This window comes from Erwinia sp. JUb26, from assembly GCF_003751505.1.
Lineage (GTDB): Bacteria > Pseudomonadota > Gammaproteobacteria > Enterobacterales > Enterobacteriaceae > Erwinia.
Genome location: NZ_RJVB01000003.1, coordinates 314762 through 330927 on the forward strand (window position 1 = coordinate 314762; position 16166 = coordinate 330927).

Genomic DNA, 16166 nt, shown 5'->3' on the forward strand with positions numbered 1-16166 from the left:
AAGCCGGGCCGGAGCATTAGCGCTGGGACTTGCCGGAAAACAGGAAGCGCAGCAGCGGAATACGCAAATGGATTTCATACAGCAGAAATGCCACGCCGAACACCATCACCAAACCAACGAAGAAGCCCAGCGTGCTGCTGCCAATTAGCGGCACGACGAAAATACCGTACAGAATAGTCAGCGGATGGTGCACCAGATAGATAAACAGCGAGGAGTTCACCAGGTAAGTAACGCGCGGCGAATGGGAATTCAGCATGCGGTGGCCGAAGGAGAACACTACGTTGACCATCCACAGTCCCATCAGCATCGAGGCGATCGCGTCCAGTTCGTACATCCAGCCTTCGCCCGTACTCCACTTCAGATTTGCCACATAGGCAGCAAATGCCAGCGCGGCACCTGCAAACGTCCACGGATTCGGCTTCACGAACAGGGCCTTAATGGCCGGATATTTCCACGCCATCGCGCCGAGCAGGAAGAAGGGCAGGTACATCAACGACTGCATGACCGCCATATTGAACAGGCCATCGGCGGTGACCTGGGGTGCCACGAACAGAATCAGTCGGCGGAATGCCCCCCATCCCAATGCGCAAAACAGGATGACGAGGGTTAATTTGCCCCATGTCAGATCGGAATAGTCTGCTTTTGCTCGCTTGCCGTCGCGCAGCAGTCGGAAAAGCCAGAAGCCGGCAACGGTCAGCACCAGCAGCACCAGCAGGAACCACAGGTGCGAAATCAGATCCCAGACCAGCGCATTGTACTTCTGATAGGGAGTCATCTGACTCCAGTTGCCAACCTTATTGGTCAGCTCTTTCAGAATAAAGAACTGAGGCACGGTAATCAGCGGAATGGCGGCCAGCATGGGGATACCGACGCGCTCAACGCGCACCTTCAGCCAGTGCCCGGGGGAGTAGCGCAGAAACAGCATGTAGGAGAAATAGCCCGAGATGACAAAGAACACCTGCATGCGAAATGCATGGATAAACTCGTTCAGCAACGTCAGCCATTCTGAGGGGGCCGGACTGTTTACTGACCAGTTTTGTGAAGAATAAATTAGCGAAAGATGAAAGGGTACGCCCAATAACATCAGCCAGGCGCGAATCGAATCTAAGAAATATTCTCGTTGTGGTGATTTTTTAGTCATAATTATCCAATTTTCAACACGTTATATTACTGGTTCACCCTGAGCCAGCCTAAAGCTTGATGCTTACTTTAATAGAGTAAACGCAGGTATACTATCAGTCGAATCTGTATCCGCTAACCACTTGAGATTACGGCGCTTGCGCGTTCGGAATAGTGGAACAAAAACGCGGTCAGGCTGTCGGAATGCTTAATTATCCATTAAGATGTTTAGGATTGATTTTCGCACCCGTAAAGGGGGGGTTGTGCTGATTAAAATGAACAATAAACCAAAACTTATGCAGCTACGTTGGGTTGGTGCAGCAGTTTTGCTTGCAATGTATGCCAATTCAGGATGGGCATTTAGCATTGACGACGTTGCAAAACAGGCAAAGGATCTGGCCGGAAAAGGTTACGAAGCGCCGAAGAGTAATTTGCCTTCTCAGCTGCGCGATATGAAATATGCCGACTATCAGCAGATTCAGTTTAATCATGACAAAGCTTACTGGGGTAAGCTGAAGACGCCTTTCAAGCTTGAGTTTTATCATCAGGGCATGTACTTCGATTTGCCGGTCAAACTCAATGAAGTGACCGCCAACAGCGTTCGCGCCATCAAATATTCACCTGACTATTTCAATTTCGGCAATGTGCCGCACGATCCGGACACCCTGAAGAACCTTGGTTTTGCCGGGTTTAAAGTGCTGTATCCGCTGAACAGTAAAGACAAGAAAGACGAGATCAGCAGCTTCCTCGGCGCCAGCTATTTCCGTGTGATCGGTGCAGGCCAGGTGTACGGTCTGTCCGCACGCGGCCTGGCGATTGATACCGCGCTGCCATCCGGTGAAGAGTTCCCACGCTTTAAAGAGTACTGGATTGAACGCCCTAAGCCGCAGGATAAACATCTGGTTATCTATGCGCTGCTGGACTCGCCGCGCGCGACCGGGGCCTATCGCTTCCTGATCTCGCCGGGTAAAGACAGTACCGTGGACGTCACCTCTAAGGTGTATCTGCGCGATAAAGTCGGCAAGCTGGGCGTTGCGCCACTAACCAGCATGTACCTGTTTGGTGCTAACCAGCCGTCGTCGGTGACCAACTACCGTAAAGAGCTGCACGATTCAAACGGCCTGTCGATTCACGCCGGAAACGGTGAATGGATCTGGCGTCCGCTGAACAACCCGCGCCACCTCGCCGTCAGTACCTTCACCGTGGAAAACCCACGTGGGTTTGGATTGCTGCAGCGCGGACGTGATTTCAGCCAGTATCAGGATCTGGACGATCGTTACGATCTGCGCCCAAGCGGCTGGATCGAGCCGAAAGGCGACTGGGGCAAAGGCCGCGTCGAGCTGGTAGAAATTCCAACCACCGATGAAACCAACGATAACATCGTGGCGTTCTGGAGCCCGGAAAGCCTGCCGGAGCCGGGTAAAGAGATGAACTTCTCCTACCGCCTGCACTTCACGCGCGATGAAAGCCTGCTGCATTCACCGGAAACGGCCTACGTTAAAGACACGCTGCGCTCTACCGGCGACGTGAAACAGTCTAATCTGGTGCGCCAGCCGGACGGCACCGTGGCCTTTATCGTCGACTTTATGGGCCCGGAAATGAGCAAGCTGGCGCAGGATACACCGGTCACGCCGCAGGTGAGCATCGGTAATAACGGTGAGCTGGTGGAAAACAGCGTCCGTTATAACCCGGTCACTAAAGGCTGGCGTCTGGTGATGCGTTTGCGCGTGAAAGACAATAAACAGCCGACTGAGATGCGTGCTGCACTGGTTAACGGTGATAAGACGCTGACAGAAACCTGGAGCTACCAGCTGCCTGCCAATGAATAAGTCTACAGTGATACCCGTTGAATACATCGACGCGCTGCCGCTTCCCCCTGAACGCCAGGGGGAACTGCGTGGTGAAGAAAGCTTCAGCCAGCTGCACTTTACGCTGGCGGGTGAAGCGCCGTCTGAGATCCGTCCTGACGACGCACCTCAGCAGTCGGTAAAAGCGCGCGTTGAGATGAGCTGGCCCGATTCGGTTGATGAGGGGCGCCAGTTCGACCAGGATGCGCTGGGCCGCAGTACGTTGAAAGCGATGCCTGAGCATACCCGCTCCTCAATGTATCCCGAAGAGTGGCGGACCAACCCGGTTGCCCGGGCCTGGGACTCGCTGCGCGGGCGCAAAAGCACCCATCGCTACGCCACCAAAGAAGAGCAGAAAAGTGAGGATAACTGGCGCTATGTCGGTTCCATCCGTCGCTATATTTTGCTGTTCCTCACCATTTTCCAGACGGTGATCGCCACCTGGTATATGAAGACCATTCTGCCTTACCAGGGCTGGGCGCTGATCGATCCGATGGACATGATCAATCAGAACTGGCAGCAGTCGCTGTTGCAGATCCTGCCTTACGTGCTGCAAACCGGGATCCTGTTCCTGTTTGCCATCCTGTTCTGTTGGGTTTCCGCAGGATTCTGGACCGCGCTGATGGGCTTCCTGCAGCTGCTGATCGGCAAGGATAAGTACAGTATTTCCTACAAGACGACCGGTGATGAGCCGATCAACCCGGAACACCGTACCGCGCTGATTATGCCGATTTGCAACGAGGATGTGGAACGCGTCTTCGCCGGCCTGCGTGCCACCTGGGAGTCGGTCGTTCGTACCGGTGAACAGCAGCACTATGACGTGTATATCCTCAGCGACAGCTACAATCCCGACATCTGTATGGCCGAGCAAAAGGCCTGGATGGAACTGGTGCGTGACGTCGGTGGAGAAGGGCGCATTTTCTATCGTCGCCGCCGCCGCCGTGTGAAGCGTAAATCCGGTAACATCGATGACTTCTGCCGCCGCTGGGGTAGCCAGTACAGCTATATGGTGGTACTGGATGCCGACAGCGTGATGAGCGGTGGCTGCCTGAACGGCCTGGTGCGGATGATGGAAGCGAACCCGAATGCCGGCATTATCCAGTCCTCGCCGAAGGCGTCGGGAATGGATACGCTGTATGCACGCTGCCAACAGTTTGCCACTCGCGTCTACGGCCCGCTGTTTACCGCCGGTCTGCACTTCTGGCAGTTGGGTGAATCGCACTACTGGGGTCATAACGCCATTATTCGCGTGAAACCGTTTATCGAGCACTGTGCGCTGGCGCCGCTGCCGGGCGAAGGTTCATTTGCCGGCTCCATCCTGTCCCATGACTTCGTTGAAGCCGCGCTGATGCGTCGTGCGGGCTGGGGCGTGTGGATTGCTTACGATCTGCCGGGTTCTTATGAAGAGCTGCCGCCAAACCTGCTGGATGAACTGAAGCGTGACCGTCGCTGGTGCCACGGTAACCTGATGAACTTCCGTCTGTTCCTGGTGAAAGGCATGCACCCGGTACACCGTGCGGTGTTCCTGACCGGGGTAATGTCCTATCTCTCTGCGCCGCTGTGGTTTATGTTCCTGGCGCTGTCCACGGCGCTGCAGGTGGTGCACACCCTGATTGAGCCGCAGTACTTTATGCAGCCGAGGCAGCTGTTCCCGGTCTGGCCGCAGTGGCGTCCTGAACTGGCCATCGCGCTGTTCTCGACCACGCTGGTGCTGTTGTTCCTGCCGAAACTGCTGAGCGTGGTGCTGGTATGGTGCAAAGGGGCGAAACCTTACGGCGGTGCCCTGCGCGTGCTGGCCTCGCTGTTCCTGGAAATGCTGTTCTCGGTGCTGCTGGCACCGGTACGTATGCTGTTCCATACGGTGTTTGTGGTCAGTGCCTTCCTCGGCTGGGAAGTGGTGTGGAATTCACCGCAGCGTGACGATGATGCCACGCCGTGGAGCGAAGCCTTCAAGCGTCACGGTTCGCAGATGCTGCTCGGCCTGGTATGGGCTGGGGGTATGGGCTGGCTGGATCTGAACTTCCTCTGGTGGCTGTCACCGATTGTCTTCTCGCTGATCCTGTCGCCGTTCGTGTCGGTATGGTCCAGCCGCCGTACGCTTGGGCAGGCCTCGAAGCGCGGTAAACTGTTCCTGATCCCGGAAGAATATCAACCGCCGCAGGAGCTGTTGGATACCGACCGCTATGTGGAACTGAACCGCGAGCGTGCGCTGGATAACGGCTTTATGCATGCGATGTTCCATCCGTCGTTCAATGCCCTGGCCAGTGCGATGGCGACCTCACGTCACCTGAAAAGCGATATCCTCGACTTTGCTCGTGACCGTCGCGTCGAGCAGGCGCTGAGCCAGTCACCGGCTAAGCTGGATCGCGACAGCCGCCTTGCGCTGCTGAGCGACCCGGTTACGCTGTCGCGGATGCACTACCGTCTGTGGCAGAATGCGGACAAGTATCACGACTGGTTGGATCATTATCACACGCTGCCGCTTAATCCGCTGGCGTTAAATAATGCGAAGCCGCTGAGCGTCACCGCGCCATAATCTGGGCGGATCTTCATTAAGCCGGGACAGCGTCCCGGCTTTTTTATGTCTGTCTGCCGGAGGATTTACGCATAATTTTCACTGCTGGCTATGGCGTGATGGAAAACTGCGGGTAGAATAGTGCGTTTTTTACCCTAAAGTGCGATGTGATGAGTATGCTTTTACGAAGTGTAGTAGTTGGTCTTTGCGTGCTGGTGCTGAGCGGTTGCGGCAGTATTATCAGCCGCGCCGTGCCCGGACAGGGACACGGCAATCAGTATTATCCGGGCGTGCAGTGGGACGTCAGGGATACGCCCTGGCGCTTTCTGACCATCATCGACCTGCCGCTTTCGCTGGTTGTTGATACGCTCCTGCTGCCGGTAGATGCTAAGCACGGGCCCTACGAGTAAATTCTCACCCTGCGGCCCGGCGCGGATTTATGCCCAGCGGTCGGACTCGCTGTTATCATCCTCCCACTCCTCTGCGGCAGCATCGGCTTCTTCAGTGCCTTCCGGCGGCACCAGCTGAAACTCACCTTCATCCCACTCGTGCAGGGTGTTTTCCGCCAGCCACTCCTGACGCAGTTCGATCTCATCGAAGTCGCCGTCAAAAATCGCCTGTGCGGCTTCACCACTGCGCAGCGGCAGGCACTCGCCTTCATCACCTTCGTTGGTGAAAAACTCCACTTGCCACATGATGTCGCCATCCTGCATCACATATTTCTGCATCGCAAACTGTTCTACGGAAGCCTCTTCCTCCGCCACGTCAGGGTTCGCGGCAAGATACTCTTCACGAGCGGCGTCAATGGCTTCTTCCAGAGTTGCATAAAGGGTCATGTACTTCTCCTTGCTGGCATATAAGTAAAAACATCGTTAAGTGTTGTCGCTGTTACTCAAGATGCAAGGAGACGGCGAGGAAATTTTTGCCGGATGTGCGGATGATGGCGTTGCGCTATTGCTGTCTGCATCTGCAGCCCCTGATGTCTTCGCGGCTCTGTGCGGTTTATCCGGCGAGCGCACGATTTAAATACAGGATAGTGCCTGAGAAGTGGTTAATTAGCGCCGCGCACAATGATGTGCCGACGGGCCGCCGGATTCATTCTCCGCCGCCCGAACACAGACTTCTTAAGGATGACGGACATGGCAAGGATTTTAACTATATGCAAACCCCGGCAAAAGAAAAACGCAGGGCTGCTGCCTCTGGGACTGGCATTAGTTTCCTTTAGCGCACTGGCGGATACGCCGCCTTTCTCTCTGGATTCTCCCTGGCTACTGGGTGACTGGGCCGGATATCGCCAACGCCTGGCGGATGACGGCGTTGACTTCCAGTTAGGCTATACGATGCAGTCCGCTGCTAACCTGGCGGGGGGATACCGTACGGCAACGACCATGCGCTATGCCGATCAGTGGACCTTGGGCAGCACGCTGGATCTGGACAAACTAATAAGCTGGCAGGGCGGCACTTTCCAGCTAACGTTGACGAATCGCACCGGTCAGGATTTGACGCCCTACCTTAACGATCCCCGCACCGGCGGGTTATCCAACGTGCAGGGCATCTCAGCGCGCGGCGATTATCTGCGGCTGACGCAGTTCTGGCTAAATCAAAGCCTGTTTAACAACTGGCTGGAGGTTAAACTGGGGCGCGTGACGACCAACGAAGACTTTGATACCGCTAAACTGGGAATGTTTCAGAACTGGGCCATGGGGAGTGGCCAGCCCGGCCACTGGCGTAATGACCGCTGGTTTAACGCCCCGGTCTCGCAATGGGGGGGAAGGGTCAAAATGAACCTGCCGGACGATCTCTATCTTCAGGTCGGTATCTACAATCAGAACAAGGTAAACAATACCAAAGCCAACGGTTTCCGCTTCGATATGCGTCACGGCGAGGGAAATCTGGTGCCGTTCGAGCTTGGCTGGCAGCCGAAGTTAGGCGCCGACAAACTGCAGGGTAACTATCGCCTGGGGGGCTACTACAGCTCAACGCGCGGTGGTAATTACAGCAGCTGGCATGATGGGAAATACGGTAAAAACGACCATGCCTATGGCGGCTATCTGTTAGCCGAACAGCGGCTGACCGCGACCGATGGTGATAACACACGCGGTCTGGGTATTAACTTCCAGTACATCATGAACGATCACCGCACCTCAAAGCTGGATAACTATCAGTCGCTGGCGCTGACATGGGCCGGGCCGTTTGAAGCGCGTCCAAAGGATGAAATAGGTGTCGGTATGGCGCGTATTCACGTTAACCACGACTACGCGAAAATGCGTAATGAACAGAACCAGCAGAAGGGCGTCAGCGACTATCACGATATGTCCTACATGCCGCTGCAGCAGGGCTCGGAATGGAACTATGAGGTCTATTACAATGTGAAAGCCACGCGCTGGTTAAGCCTTCGGCCTAATCTACAGCTGATTACGAAACCGGGCGGTGTTGATCAAGTACAGGACGCCTTCGTCGGGGGAATTGCCGGGGATATTACGTTCTAAAGCACCAGGGTTTGATAAGTGCCTGTCAGGTCGTGGTGTTGCCTGACAGGCATTACGGCATCAGTAGAGCGAGGGCTGGCCGTCCGGGCGGGTTTTAAAACGGCGGTGTAGCCACATATACTGCTCCGGTGCCATCAGCACGCCGTGTTCTACAATCTTGTTCATTCGTGCGGCGGTGGCCTGCTCATTTTCCAGGGGGATATCCCGCTCTTCCGGCAGGATAACCATCTCATAGCCTTTACCCGAGGGCAGTCGGCGCGGTACGAAAGGGATCACCGCGGGATTACCGCTGCGGATTAACAGATAGCTCCCTTTGGTTGAGGCTGCCTGTTCAACGGCAAAAAAGGGCACAAATACGCTGCTTCTGGGTCCGTAATCGTGGTCCGGTGCGTACCAGATAATGTCGCCATTTTTCAGCGCACGGATCATTCCCTTCAGATCTTTGCGGTCGAGCATGCTTTTGTTTGAGCGCATGCGGCCCCAGGTCTGCAGCCAGTCCAACAGCGCATTGTCGTTCGGCCGATAAACGCCGATCCCCGGGTTATGAATGCCGAAAATGCGCGCGCCCAGTTCCAGCGTCAGGAAGTGCATACCGATCAGCAGCACGCCTTTTTGGTCGGTTGCGGCTTTAGCGATGTGCTCAAGGCCACTCACCTGAAACCAGCGGCTTACCCGCCAGTCCGGCCAGAACCAGGCCATACCGGTTTCAATCAACCCCATACCCAGTGATTCAAAATTGCGCACCACCATGGCTTCACGCTCCGCCAGGGGCATATCCGGAAAGCACAGTTCCAGATTCCGTCTGGCGACGGTAACGCGACGTTTAAGAAAGCGCATCGAGAGGCGTCCAAGGCCGCATCCGATGTAATACAGCACTGGGTAAGGCAACAGGACCAAAAGATAAAGTAGGGTGATACCCAACCAGGTAAACCAATAACGAGGATGCAGCAATGCACGGCTAAACTGAGGCAGCTGAGTCATGAGTTTCCAGATCGTAAAAGTGGGAATGTTATCCTTTCCATAAAGGATTATTTATGGCCTATTGTGCCATTTTTTAGATATCTCGGGAAATTACGCCCTGTTTGGGTGATTTTTATACGACAAATCAGACGCTCATTCCGCTAAGAGGGTCGAAAACTGACAAACGTTCTCACCCTGAATACTTAACCAATTAACGTAACAGGTGTCCAAAAATGGCTTCCGCCACTCCCGCGTAGATAAAATCATAGCACGTGTAAGCGAGTTTTTCCTGGTACTGAATTTTCCACCAGGAGAGTTTATCCGACTGAATAGGCTTAGAAAGTCGGTGAAGGAAAGTCAATCAGTCAGCAGGCAACCGGCAATATCGGGCAGTGCATTTCAGCATAATTCAGGTATGATAGCGCCGCAAAAATTTCTCTCATTCAGAATTCAGGAACGAACACCATGCCAGTGTTACATAACCTTGTTTCCAATGAAGAGCTGAAGGCACGCATGCTTGCTGAAACCGAGCCGCGTACCACAGTTTCTTTCTATAAGTACTTCAATATTGAAGATCCAAAGGCCTTTCGCGACGCGCTCTATGTTGCGCTGACCAAACTGAAGGTATTTGGCCGCGTTTATGTGGCCGCCGAGGGGATTAACGCCCAGATCAGCGTGCCGGCCAGCCAGTATGAAACCATGAAATCCATGCTGTACGCGTTCCATGCACAGCTGAATAACCTGCGCATGAATATCGCGCTGGACGACGACGGCAAATCTTTTTGGGTGCTGCGTCTTAAAGTGCGCGAGCGTATTGTTGCCGATGGTATTACCGACGACACCTTCGATGCCAGCGACGTTGGCGCGTATCTGAAAGCGGCGGAAGTGAACGCCATGCTGGACGATCCGACCGCGGTTTTCGTGGATATGCGTAATCACTACGAATACGAAGTGGGGCACTTCGACAACGCGCTGGAGATCCCGGCGGACACCTTCCGCGATCAGCTGCCGATGGCCGTGGATATGCTGCAGCAGGACAAAGAGAAAAAAATCGTCATGTACTGCACCGGCGGCATTCGCTGTGAAAAGGCCAGTGCGTGGATGCGCCACAACGGTTTTGAAAATGTCTATCACATCGAAGGCGGCATCATTGAGTACGCGCGTCGCGCGCGTGAACAGGGATTGCCGGTGCGTTTTAAGGGCAAAAACTTTGTCTTTGACGAGCGGATGGGAGAGCGTATTTCTGAAGATGTCATCGCCAACTGTCACCAGTGCGGTGCGCCGTGCGATACCCACGTTAACTGCCTGAACGACGGATGCCATCTGCTGTTTATTCAGTGCCCGAGCTGTGCAGAGAAATATCATCACTGCTGTAGCCCGCTGTGTATGGAAGAGCTGGCGCTAACGCCGGAAGAGCAGCGTTCCCGCCGAGCCGGGCGCGAGAATGGCAATAAAATCTTCAACAAGTCTCGTGGTCTGCTCAGCACCACGATGCAAATTCCTGAAGAGTAATTTTCAGTGAAGCGCCACCTCTCCTACGGGGAGGTGGCGGCCTCCGGGCTTACTGACGCACGCCCTCTACGGAGATAATCAGTTCCACTTCCTGCGAAGCCGGGCCTAAATCGGATTTGATATTAAAATCCTTCAACGCAAATTTGCCTGTTGCCTCAAAGCCTGCACGCTCGCCGCCCCACGGATCCTTACCTTCGCCGGTCAGCTTCGCTTCCAGCTTCACCGGTTTCGTCACGCCGTTCAGCGTCAGATTACCGTCAACGTTCAGCGCATCGCCATTTTTCGTCACGCCGGTGGAGGTGAAGGTCGCCTGCGGGAATTTACCGGCGTTCAGGAAGTCGGCGCTGCGCAGGTGCTTATCGCGCTCGGCGTGATTGGTGTCCACGCTGCCGGTATTAATGGTCACGTTGACCTTGTCTTTAGAGGGATCGGCCTGGTCGTAGGTGAAACCTCCGTCGAAATCTTTAAAGCTGCCGTACAGCCAGCTATAACCAAGATGTTTAATACGGAACTGAACGAAGGCGTGCTGCCCTTCTTTATCAATTTTATAATCAGCCGCTGCAGCAGTGCCGGCGGTCATCAGCAATGCGGCGGTGGTTAATCCCAGAATTGTATTTTTGAACACGAGACTTCTCCTTTCCAAAGGTTAATCGATGCGGGAACCCAGCATCCGTTTCAACGTAATATCTTTATCAATAAAGTGGTGCTTCAGCGCGGCAAGCCCGTGTAGTACGGACAGCACCACCACGCTCCAGGCCAGCCAGAGATGGATATCCCCCGCCAGATCCGCCTGCTCACCGAGGTCGGAAAACGCAGCTGGCACGGGGACGGTGCCGAAGACATTAATCGGTTTCCCTTCAGCGGTAGAAATCAGATAGCCGCTAAACAAAATGGCAAACAGCACGCCATACAGCAGGAGATGTGCTGCAATGGCGCCGTAGCGGGTGAGCGGGGAATAGCTGCTGAGTGGCTTTGGCGGAGGGGAAATAAAACGCCACGCCACGCGAATCAACATCACGGCGAACAGTACCATACCGATGCTTTTATGCAGCTCGGGCGCTTTGTGATACCAGGTATCGTAATAGCCGAGCGTCACCATCCACAGCCCGAGGGCGAACATGCCATAAACGGCGATGGCCACCAGCCAGTGCAGACTGATGCTCAGAGAGCCATAACGGGTAACGCTATTTTTCCACCGCATAATTCACCGAATGTCATTTTTTTGTTAAGACTGGCCAGGTGAAAGGTTAAAATCAACCGCTAATTACGCTAAAGAACAAAATAATTATTTATGTGAAATTATTTGAATATAAAAAGCGATTAACACTCAGTAAACCAGTTGATATTGACAGGTTGATGACAGTGAATTGGCTTTAAGTCTGAATTTTAATCATTTATTGATGGCGGCTGGATATTCTATTTTTTTGTTTGTTTTATAAGTTATCGTCAACTTAATGTCATTTTTTGTCAGCCTGTATTGATGGAAACAGATTAGGCATGCTAATAATTTACTGTTGCTTATCATTATCATGGTGCAAAAGTTCACGGTAGTGGTGCTAAGGTCGTAATTGATAGCCCACCATGTGCAGTTTATGGCTTAAAATGCGGTTAATTTGAAAAATATCGGAATTTTGTATACATTAAAGATACGTAAGCAAGGGTGCCATGGGTATTCGCTGCTTATTGTCATCTCACATCTCGCTGCGTTATAGCTTTCTTCCCCTTTATTTATTCCGATTCGATCTGGCGACGAAAGCTATAAGGCTGCTCAATCCACTGCGTGACAGGGAGCGCTATGAGCAACTTATCCGAACAAAATACACCGCCAAAAAAACACTTCTGGCATAAAAAGCCGGTTAAAAAAGAGCTGAGCGTTGACGATATCACCATCGTTGATAAAGACATGCTGAAACGTGCCGTGGGTGCGGCAGCACTGGGTAACGCCATGGAGTGGTTTGACTTTGGCGTGTACAGCTATCTTGCAGTGACCATCGGTAAAGTCTTCTTTCCCGGCGGTAGCCCTGCCGCACAGTTACTAGCCACCTTTGGTGCGTTTGCTGCGGCATTTCTGGTTCGACCGCTGGGTGGGCTGGTATTTGGCCCACTCGGCGATCGTATTGGCCGCCAGAAAGTGTTGGCGCTCACCATGATCATGATGTCGATAGGGACATTCTGTATCGGACTGATCCCCGGTTATGGCTCGATAGGCATCTATGCCCCAGTGCTGCTGTTGATGGCGCGTTTACTGCAGGGGTTTTCTACCGGTGGGGAATATGGCGGAGCAGCGACGTTTATCGCGGAATACTCCACCGATGAGCGCCGTGGCTTTATGGGCAGCTGGTTGGAGTTTGGCACACTGGGTGGCTACCTGCTGGGCGCGGGGCTGGTGACCTGCCTGACGGCGGCGATGTCGGAACAGGCACTGCTCGACTGGGGCTGGCGAATTCCGTTCTTTATCGCCGCCCCACTGGGACTGTTTGGTCTCTATATCCGGCTTAAGCTGGAAGAGACCCCGGCGTTTCAGAAACATATGGAAAAACAGGAGCAGCTTGAGCACAGCAAGCCGCAGCTGGGACTGTGGGCCATGTTGAAAAAATATCGTGCACAGATGCTGAAGTGTATTGGCCTGGTGCTGCTGTTTAACGTCTCAAACTACATGCTGACGTCGTATATGCCGAGCTATCTCACCGGCATCCTCGGATTGAGCGAATTAAGCAGTCTGCTGCTGATTCTGGTTGTGATGTTTGTGATGATGCCGCTGACGCTGTTTTGGGGGCACTGGAATGACCGACTTGGCCGACGCCCGGTTATCTGGGGCGGAGCGGTGGGTTTGATCCTGCTGGCGGTCCCCTGCATGATGTTAATCGGCACCGGCAATCTGCTGCTGGTCTTCCTCGGATTGATTATTCTCGGTGCGCTGCATACCTGTTTTAGCGGTTCCATGCCCGCGACGCTGCCCGCGCTGTTTGCCACCGATGTTCGTTACAGTGCGCTGGCGATCGGTTTTAACATCTCGGTTTCGCTGTTTGGCGGCACCACACCACTGATCACCACCTGGCTGGTGGAAACAACCGGTAACCTGCTGATGCCGGCATACTATCTGATGGGCGCCGGGGTGATTGGTGTTATTACCGTCTTTACCCTGCGTGAAACGGCACGTAAACCGCTTCGCGGTTCGGCACCGTCGGTAGGCAGCCGTGCCGAGGCGCACCGGTTGGTGAACAAGCTGCGCCTGCGCAGCCAGAAGGCGCAGGCTGGCGAACTGAAAAAATAATCGTTAATGAAATAGGGTGAGAAAAAGAGTGGCTCAGATCTGAATCATGCCAGTCGATTGCTTAATGGACTGGCATTATCGTCATGATGTGGACGCTTTTATTCAGGAAAAACGGGAAAGGGTGAACGGCGATAAGTCAAACTCGCTGCTTTTCCCTGCGGCAAACTGAGCAGCAATCTCACCCAGTACGCTGACGAACTTAAAGCCGTGCCCGCTTAAGCCGGTAATCATTAAGCGGTTCGGCTGGCCGGGGAAGGTGTCAATGATGAAATCCTCATCCGGCGAGTTGTCGTAGGTGCAGGACTCGCCGCGCAGGCAAACGCCAACGCCCGGCAGAAACTGGCGTAAAAAGCCAAACAGCTCGCTGCCGTCCTCCGCCACGCTGCCAAACGGCCTGCGCTGCTCAGGCGTATCAATCGGCTGTCCGCCTTCGTGCTTGCCAATTTTGATGGCGTTGTTATCAGCCGGGAATCCGTAGTAGTGAATGCCGTCCGGCATTTCTGCGGTAAACGCCGGGAATTTGTTTTGCTCACTATAGCGTCCATCCGCCTGGTGCCAGGCAAACACCTTACGTACCGGCGTCACCGGCAGGGACGGGTAAAGCGTTTTGACCCAGGTTCCGGCGCTCAGCAGCAGTTTGCGAGCCTGATACACGCCTTCAGGCGTGGTGACCGTCTGTAGGCCGTCCTGCTCATCGATCGCGGTGACCTCGCAGTTAAACAGTTGCCCGCAGCCCGCCTCTCTTGCCAGACGAATGCAGTGTTTGATGGCGAGTTCGGATTTCAGGTAGCCGGAACGCGGCTCGAATACGCCAATATAGCCCTCAGGTATGTTAATTTGCGGCCAGCGAGCGGTAATTTCATCGCCGCGCAGGGTCTGTACATCAAGGTTAAACTCACGCGCGCTGCTCATGACGTTCTGGATAAACTCAGCATTTTCAGGGCCGAGGTTCAGCACGCCGCTGCGGTGCATAATCTGTTCACCGCAGTCATTCTCCAGTTCGTCCCACAGCTGCTGGGCACGGAGCACCATCGGCACATAGCGCGCGCCTTCACCGTAGGCATGGCGAATCAGGCGGGTTTCGCCATGGTGGCTTCCCGCCGTGTGGGGAGGATGGGCGCGGTCAATCATCAGTACTTCCAGTCCGGCACGCGTTGCATACCATCCGGCGGCGGCGCCAACGGAACCACTGCCTACCACAATTAAATCGTAAACCATTTTTACCCGGCCTCTGGTTGGAACATTATTCCATGCAGAATAACAAATTATTGCGGGCATGAAAAAGGCACCCGATTGGGTGCCTGTCGGTATCGAACAGAGTACAGATCAGTGCTTCTTGTAATCGCGGTCCTGGTAATCGGTCGCTTCGATCTTGGCAATGCCAGCTTCAAGAATGGAAATAAACTGGCGAGCAACATCGGTTGTCAGCCAATAGGTCTGACCCACTTCGGCTTCATCACTTGGTTGCTCGTTGGAGGACAGGGAATGCAGGCGAATCATCATTGCATCGTAACTGTCTACTGTACTGATATCCCACCCGATGAGGGGATGTGTCTGGATGACATCTTTGTTGGTTCTGTCCATTATAACCCCCTTTTTACTCGTGTTAATGATGACAACGAAGTTATTTATCGAGGTTCAATGCGGCTTCTTTTATTACAGCTTTGTAATTATAACAGCAGTTTTTGATCTGACAGAATTATATTTTTGAACGGTAAACGCTGAAACGTTATTTGAACGTTAATCGTACGATTGTGGGTGAAAAATAGTCACCTCGGTTATCAAAGCAGAATTTTCTCACTCATGAGTGTCCGGCGGCGGAGCGGAAAACCCGAGTCGCTTTTCGATATCATCGGCAAAGCTGATGAAGTGCTTTTGCAGCTGCTCATCGCGATTCTGGTTTTGTCCTTCCAGCCGCAGGCTGTGAATTAACAGCTGGTTAGCTTTGTCATCGAGGCAGAAGGTGAGCCAGGAAAAGGCATTTTCTAACACGGTAAGCCGGCGCTGCTGCTCGCCGATAACGTCCAGAAGTTCCCCAAAAGTCATTGCCTGTTCAGGATTGTCATGGGCCACTAGCGACACCTCGGTAATAAATAACGGCGATTTGATTGATTCAGATTAGGGGATAATTCGTATGTCGTCTATCCCCTGAAGGGCAGTTACCGCGCAGAAAGGCAATATAAAAGGGTAGGGATTAATCGGTTATAAACCAGTCGTCGGCGCTTTCCCAGGTTTCCTGTAAAATTTCGCTAATGAGATCCTTCGCTTCTTTACCGCCGCCCATCACTGTAAGGTTATTGGCGCCGGCATAGCGCACCGAAATAGTATTTGTGCCGTCTGGAAACTGTTTATCAATTCTTTTGCTGAGTTCCTGCGTCAGCGCTTCGATCGCGCCTGCGGGCAGTGAGGTGGTTTTTGCTACAGTGACTTCTACACGCATGAGAGCCTCC

Annotated in this window: 15 protein-coding genes; 6 read left to right on the forward strand and 9 right to left on the reverse strand. The window is 53.6% G+C overall.

Annotated features, from left to right (window positions below; all coding sequences use genetic code 11):
• Positions 1 to 16: 16 nt before the first annotated feature.
• Positions 17 to 1141, reverse strand: coding sequence for a glucans biosynthesis protein MdoC (gene mdoC, locus EC836_RS10140; protein WP_123332650.1), 1125 nt, complete (start codon positions 1139 to 1141; stop codon positions 17 to 19).
• A 253-nt stretch (positions 1142 to 1394) separates the two neighbouring features.
• Between mdoC and EC836_RS10145 the strand changes: the two genes are divergently transcribed.
• From EC836_RS10145 to EC836_RS10155, 3 genes are all read left to right on the forward strand, one after another.
• Positions 1395 to 2948, forward strand: a complete 1554-nt coding sequence (locus EC836_RS10145; RefSeq protein WP_233599255.1) for a glucan biosynthesis protein G — start codon at positions 1395 to 1397, stop codon at positions 2946 to 2948.
• Entirely contained in the window at positions 2941 to 5502 is a 2562-nt protein-coding gene (gene mdoH / locus EC836_RS10150; protein WP_123332654.1) for a glucans biosynthesis glucosyltransferase MdoH, read from the forward strand. Before EC836_RS10145 ends, mdoH begins: the two co-directional genes overlap by 8 nt.
• A gap of 155 nt (positions 5503 to 5657) precedes the next feature.
• Positions 5658 to 5891 carry a YceK/YidQ family lipoprotein gene (locus EC836_RS10155; RefSeq protein WP_370347342.1) on the forward strand — a complete coding sequence of 78 codons (234 nt, stop codon included), beginning with the start codon at positions 5658 to 5660 and terminating at the stop codon, positions 5889 to 5891.
• Positions 5892 to 5918: 27 nt separating this feature from the next.
• Here EC836_RS10155 and EC836_RS10160 read toward each other — a convergent pair whose 3' ends face one another.
• The gene (locus EC836_RS10160; protein ID WP_123332658.1) at positions 5919 to 6317 is read right to left on the reverse strand and encodes a MysB family protein; all 399 of its coding nucleotides are present in this window, start codon (positions 6315 to 6317) and stop codon (positions 5919 to 5921) included.
• A gap of 303 nt (positions 6318 to 6620) precedes the next feature.
• Here EC836_RS10160 and EC836_RS10165 point away from each other — a divergent pair, with 303 nt between their 5' ends.
• A complete protein-coding gene (locus EC836_RS10165; protein ID WP_123332660.1) occupies positions 6621 to 7970 on the forward strand; it encodes a carbohydrate porin in 1350 nt (449 codons plus the stop codon).
• A gap of 60 nt (positions 7971 to 8030) precedes the next feature.
• On the opposite strand, the gene EC836_RS10170 is transcribed toward EC836_RS10165, so the two are convergent.
• Entirely contained in the window at positions 8031 to 8951 is a 921-nt protein-coding gene (locus EC836_RS10170; RefSeq protein WP_123332662.1) for a Kdo(2)-lipid IV(A) acyltransferase, read from the reverse strand.
• A 444-nt stretch (positions 8952 to 9395) separates the two neighbouring features.
• Between EC836_RS10170 and EC836_RS10175 the strand changes: the two genes are divergently transcribed.
• Entirely contained in the window at positions 9396 to 10442 is a 1047-nt protein-coding gene (locus EC836_RS10175) for a rhodanese-related sulfurtransferase (protein ID WP_123332664.1), read from the forward strand.
• A 49-nt stretch (positions 10443 to 10491) separates the two neighbouring features.
• Here EC836_RS10175 and EC836_RS10180 read toward each other — a convergent pair whose 3' ends face one another.
• Positions 10492 to 11067, reverse strand: coding sequence for a YceI family protein (locus EC836_RS10180; RefSeq protein ID WP_123332666.1), 576 nt, complete (start codon positions 11065 to 11067; stop codon positions 10492 to 10494).
• Positions 11068 to 11088: 21 nt separating this feature from the next.
• Positions 11089 to 11643 (reverse strand): cytochrome b, encoded by a 555-nt coding sequence (locus tag EC836_RS10185; RefSeq protein ID WP_123332668.1) that lies wholly within the window; start codon positions 11641 to 11643, stop codon positions 11089 to 11091.
• A 594-nt stretch (positions 11644 to 12237) separates the two neighbouring features.
• Between EC836_RS10185 and proP the strand changes: the two genes are divergently transcribed.
• Positions 12238 to 13716, forward strand: coding sequence for a glycine betaine/L-proline transporter ProP (proP, locus tag EC836_RS10190; protein WP_123332670.1), 1479 nt, complete (start codon positions 12238 to 12240; stop codon positions 13714 to 13716).
• Positions 13717 to 13818: 102 nt separating this feature from the next.
• On the opposite strand, the gene solA is transcribed toward proP, so the two are convergent.
• The 4 genes from solA to dinI all read right to left on the reverse strand — a co-directional run bounded on the left by solA (position 13819) and on the right by dinI (position 16156).
• Positions 13819 to 14934, reverse strand: a complete 1116-nt coding sequence (solA, locus tag EC836_RS10195; protein WP_123332672.1) for an N-methyl-L-tryptophan oxidase — start codon at positions 14932 to 14934, stop codon at positions 13819 to 13821.
• Between the two features lie 108 nt (positions 14935 to 15042).
• Positions 15043 to 15300, reverse strand: coding sequence for a biofilm formation regulator BssS (bssS, locus tag EC836_RS10200; RefSeq protein WP_123332674.1), 258 nt, complete (start codon positions 15298 to 15300; stop codon positions 15043 to 15045).
• A gap of 213 nt (positions 15301 to 15513) precedes the next feature.
• Positions 15514 to 15789, reverse strand: coding sequence for a hypothetical protein (locus EC836_RS10205; protein ID WP_123332676.1), 276 nt, complete (start codon positions 15787 to 15789; stop codon positions 15514 to 15516).
• A 121-nt stretch (positions 15790 to 15910) separates the two neighbouring features.
• A complete protein-coding gene (gene dinI, locus EC836_RS10210) occupies positions 15911 to 16156 on the reverse strand; it encodes a DNA damage-inducible protein I (protein ID WP_105592825.1) in 246 nt (81 codons plus the stop codon).
• Between the last annotated feature and the right edge of the window lie 10 nt (positions 16157 to 16166).